The sequence below is a fragment of the Streptomyces sp. B1866 genome, from assembly GCF_031932565.1.
Taxonomy (GTDB): Bacteria; Actinomycetota; Actinomycetes; order Streptomycetales; family Streptomycetaceae; genus Streptomyces.
This window is the reverse complement of the sequence record NZ_JAVSCF010000437.1, coordinates 1-2842: the sequence shown is the minus strand read 5'-3', so window position 1 is coordinate 2842 and position 2842 is coordinate 1. Positions and strand designations below refer to the sequence as shown.

3 protein-coding genes are annotated in these 2842 nt (G+C 79.6%); 2 read left to right on the top strand and 1 reads right to left on the bottom strand.

Annotated features, from left to right (window positions below; translation table 11 throughout):
* Positions 1-76 precede the first annotated feature (76 nt).
* A complete protein-coding gene (locus RKE29_RS29135; RefSeq protein ID WP_312008708.1) occupies positions 77-1711 on the bottom strand; it encodes an FAD-dependent oxidoreductase in 1635 nt (544 codons plus the stop codon).
* A 131-nt stretch (positions 1712-1842) separates the two neighbouring features.
* Here RKE29_RS29135 and RKE29_RS29130 point away from each other — a divergent pair, with 131 nt between their 5' ends.
* Positions 1843-2484 (top strand): HemK2/MTQ2 family protein methyltransferase, encoded by a 642-nt coding sequence (locus tag RKE29_RS29130; protein ID WP_312008707.1) that lies wholly within the window; start codon positions 1843-1845, stop codon positions 2482-2484.
* On the top strand, positions 2468-2737 hold the full coding sequence (locus tag RKE29_RS29125) for a CDGSH iron-sulfur domain-containing protein (protein WP_312008706.1): 270 nt from the start codon (positions 2468-2470) through the stop codon (positions 2735-2737). The genes RKE29_RS29130 and RKE29_RS29125 overlap by 17 nt, the downstream gene beginning before the upstream one ends.
* Positions 2738-2842: the final 105 nt, after the last annotated feature.

Sequence of the window (2842 nt, the reverse complement as noted above, 5' to 3'; positions counted from 1 at the left end):
CCGCGCGCGGCCGGCGGCGGCGGGCAGGCCCGGTCGAATCCGGCCGCCCCGCGCAGACCGGCGGTCACCCCGGTGGTCACCGCTCACCTCCGCTGCCCGCGCCCGTGCCGTCCGCGCCCTGGCCGCCCGTGCCCTGGCCGTCCGCGCCGTCGGCGGGCGGGTCGTCGGCGGGCGGGTCGTCGCACCGCTCCAGCGGGCGGGTCGCCGGGCCCTCCAGCACCGCGCCGTCCGTACCGAACCGCGAACCGTGGCAGGGACACTCCCAGGTGCGGTCCGCGTCGTTGAACTGCACCAGGCAGCCCAGGTGCGTGCACCGCGCGGACAGCGCGTGCAGCGCGCCCGCCTCGTCGCGGAACACCGCGCGCTGCCGGCCGCCGACGCGCACCACCGTGCCGCCCCCGCGCGGGACGGCGCGCGCCGCGTCCGCGCCGCCGCCCGAGGACAGCCGGTCGCCGAGGAAGTGCCGCGCCACCTCCGCCTGCTGCTTGAGCAGGGCGGGCGCCTCACGCACCGGGTTGCGCCGGCCCGGGTCGTACAGGTCCGCCCACGGCGGCGGGCTGCCGGTCAGCCGCCCGGCCAGCAGCGCGCCGGCCAGCACCCCGCCGGTCATGCCCCAGCCCGCGAAGCCGGTGGCCACCCACGCGTGCCGGGACGCCCGGTGCAGAGCGCCCACGTACGGCAGCCGGTCGGGCGTCCAGGTGTCCTGCGCCGACCAGCGGAAGGCGGGCTCCGCGTCGGGGAAGCGGTCGCGTGTCCAGGCGGCGAGGCGCTCGAAGCGCGCGGTGACGCCGCCCGCGCCCGGCGCGAACTTCTCCCCGGTGACCACCAGCAGCCGCCGACCGTCCCCGTACGGCGCCGTACGCACCGAGCGCGTGCCCTGCTCGGGGGTGAGGTACATGCCACGCGGCGCGCCGCCGGCGGGCAGGACCGCGGCCACGACCAGTTCGCGGCGCGGGGTCAGGCGGGCGAACAGCAGGCCCCGGTCGAAGACCGGGTAGTGGGTGGCGACCACGACGTCGCGGGCGCGGACCTCGGCCCCGGCCTCGGTCACGATCCGGCACGGGTCGCCCTCGTGCAGCGCGGTCACGCGCGAGTGCTCGACCACGCGCGCGCCGCGCGCGGCGGCGTCGGCGGCGAGCGCCAGCAGGTACCTGCGGGGGTGGAACTGGGCCTGCCCGGGCACCCGGACCGCCCCGGCCACCGGAAACGGCAGGTCGGTGGCGGTCACGAAGGAGGCGTCGAGCCCCGCGTCGGCGGCCGCGGCCGCCTCGGCCCGCACCGCGCCCAGCGCCTCGGCCTCCTGGGCGTAGGTGTAGGCCGGGGCCTCCTCCAGGTCGCAGTCGATCGCCAGCTCGGCGCAGGCGCGCCGCACGCGGGCCACGGCGTCCGCCTGCGAGGCGGCGTACGCGCGGGCGGCGTCCTCGCCGCGCGCGTCGCGTATCCGCTGGTAGGCCAGGCCCTGGAGCGCCGACACCTTGGCGGTGGTGTGCCCGGTCACGCCCGACGCCAGCCGGTCGGCCTCCACCAGGGCCACCGACCGTCCCGCGCGGGCCAGTTCCCAGGCCGTGCAGATGCCCGCGACGCCGCCGCCGACCACGGCGGCGTCCACCTCCAGCGCGGGCCCGCCCGGCTCCAGAGCCGGGTACCGGGGGCCGGGCGCGGACTCCATCCAGTAGGACGCGGGTGTGAACGCGGTGGCGATGCTCGTCATCGGCGGTTTCTCCTCTCGCCTTCCCGGGTGCCCCCGATCCCGCCGCCGACGCCTGGCCGCCGCGCCCGGCCGCCGCCCCCGCCCGCGGCGATCAGGCGTTTGACCTGGGGCTCCCGCGGTACACGGCTGCCATGCGAATGATCAGACCCCCTGGCGTGTACGCGCCACAGGGCGACACCGCGCTCCTGGCCGAGGCGGTGCGCCGCGAGGCCCGGGTGGCGGGCTCGCACGTGCTGGACGTGGGCACGGGCACCGGCGCGCTGGCCATCCTCGCGGCGCGGTGCGGCGCGGCCCGGGTCGACGCCGTCGACATCTCCCCGAGCGCGGTGCTGGCCGCGCGCCTGAACGCGCGGCTGTCCGGCCTGCCGGTCCGGGTCCGGCGCGGCGGCCTGCCGCGCCCGGCCGCCGGGCGGCGCTTCGACGTCATCGTGGCCAACCCTCCGTACGTACCGTCGCTGCTGCCCCTGGGCCACTCCCGCCGCTGGAACGGCGGCCCGGACGGGCGGGCGGTGCTGGACGTGCTGTGCGCGCGGGCCCCGCGGCTGCTGCGGCCGCGCGGCGTGCTGCTGGTGGTGCACTCCGGGCTGTGCGGGGTCGACCGCACCCTGCGGGACCTGGCCGGCCGGGGCCTGCGGGCGGAGGTGGCGGCGCGCAGCATCGTGCCGTTCGGTCCCGTGCTGCGCGGCAGCAGCCCGTGGCTGGCGTCCCAGGGGCTGATCGCCCCCGGCGAGGACAAGGAAGAGCTGGTGGTGATCCGTGCCCTGCGCGCCTGACGGCCCCGGCGAGCCCGTGCCCGCGGCCCGGCGTGTCGTCATCGACCCGGAAGGGCCGCTGCTGGTCGAGGGCCCGGTCGAGGTCACCCTGGCCGACGGCGGCACGGCGCGCTCCGACCGGGTCATGGTCGCCGTGTGCGCCTGCGGGCACAGCGCCCGCTACCCCTGGTGCGACACCAGCCACCGCCGCCTCGCGGCCGCCGACGGGCGCCGGAGCGGCACGCGGTGCGGCGAGGAGCCCGGGTCCGCCTGAGCGCCGTGCGCCGCCGGCGCGCGCCGGGGCTCCCGTACGGGCCGGCGAGAGCCCACCCGCCCGCGGCCGCCCTGCTCCCGTGCCGTCCGGCCCGGCCGTGGCCTG